The sequence below is a fragment of the Paenibacillus sp. NPDC056579 genome (assembly GCF_042793215.1).
Classification (GTDB): domain Bacteria; phylum Bacillota; class Bacilli; order Paenibacillales; family NBRC-103111; genus Paenibacillus_S.
This window is the reverse complement of sequence record NZ_JBHTVD010000054.1, coordinates 1-1,121: the sequence shown is the minus strand read 5'-3', so window position 1 is coordinate 1,121 and position 1,121 is coordinate 1. Positions and strand designations below refer to the sequence as shown.

The following is a 1,121-nucleotide window of genomic DNA, read 5'->3' as shown; positions in this document are numbered from 1 at the left end:
ATGTTTTCTGTGGCCTTTTTATGCTCTTGACCAAGCCGCCGGACTTCTCCAATAAATTGTTCATTTGTGCCGGTGTAGTTCTTCATACTTTGCGCTAGTTTGAAAAACTTGAATTCTGTTTCAATAAGCTCCCTTTTGAATGGTATAAGGGCCTGCGCTGAGGCTCTATATGCCGCCTTCATTTCGGCGCTCATTAAGCGCAATCGTTCATTGTAACGGTTAGTATTCAAGCCATCTAAAGACCGCTGTAAGGTTCGTACGCTGCGCTGGGTTGGTGCTGTATCGAAAATGGCATCTATTACAACCCGTCCATCACTCATTTTTTACCACCCCTTCCGCGCAGGTTTTGGAAGAAGGCTGACGCCTTGGCGTCCAACTCTTTAATGGCTGCTTCTTCATCAACTGGCTTTTTATTTAGGGCGTAAATCCGCTTTAATTCCTGAATTCGTTTGCGTTCTTCTCCCTCTTTTGGCAGCTTCATTGTTCTAATCTCAATGACTTTTGAGAATTTAGCGTCCTCGCTCAAACCTTTTAGAAGGGCTTGGAATTTGCGCCAGTGTAATTTCCCTTGCTGTTCGAATAGATCGAGGTTGTAATCAAACAAAAAAGACGCGTATATATACTCCGCGTCTTGTTCAAAGTCAAAAACCTCATCTTTTTTGCTTGTGCTTTGTTCGCCTTCTGAGGTGTTTTGTTCATCTTCGTTTGTGCTTTGTGGTTGCTGCTGAATACTGTCTTGCGCTGTTTCTCCTGGTTCATGAATAAAGTTGTCAAAAATGGCTTTAACCAATATCACTTTTTCATCCAGTGAAAGCTCTTCAACGTCCTCTTTGTTTTCAGCAAAGACAAAAGCCAAAAGCGACCATTTTTGCGCTTCGGTGAATTCTTCATCTTCCAGCAGTTCAAACGCACGCAGCACCACATCAAAAAAGAGACGTAACTTTATACGCCTCCCCTTGAATATAATCACATCTTCTTCAAAACGATCAGTAAGCTTCATCGCTGACCATCACTACTTTATATAGTTTTTTGCTTTCTCCGCTTTGCTCGTTCCCATTTTCTCTTCTAGTTTGCTGTTAACGATATCGACAACTTTAATCATGTTGTAAACAGACTTACCG

1 protein-coding gene and 1 pseudogene are annotated in these 1,121 nt (G+C 42.0%); both read right to left on the bottom strand.

Features of this window, described 5'->3' with window-relative positions; genetic code table 11:
* A pseudogene (locus tag ACFQ88_RS39770) lies at window positions 1-320 on the bottom strand (hypothetical protein); the annotation flags it as partial.
* Window positions 317-1,000 (bottom strand): Gp15 family bacteriophage protein, encoded by a 684-nt coding sequence (locus ACFQ88_RS39765; protein ID WP_377895713.1) that lies wholly within the window; start codon window positions 998-1,000, stop codon window positions 317-319. The gene ACFQ88_RS39765 and the pseudogene ACFQ88_RS39770, both read right to left, overlap by 4 nt.
* Window positions 1,001-1,121: the final 121 nt, after the last annotated feature.

What these genes read in the sequence shown, in the direction of transcription:
- ACFQ88_RS39765 (WP_377895713.1), bottom strand. Translation starts at nt 1,000, where the DNA reads ATGAAGCTTACTGATCGTTTTGAAGAAGATGTGATTATATTCAAGGGG.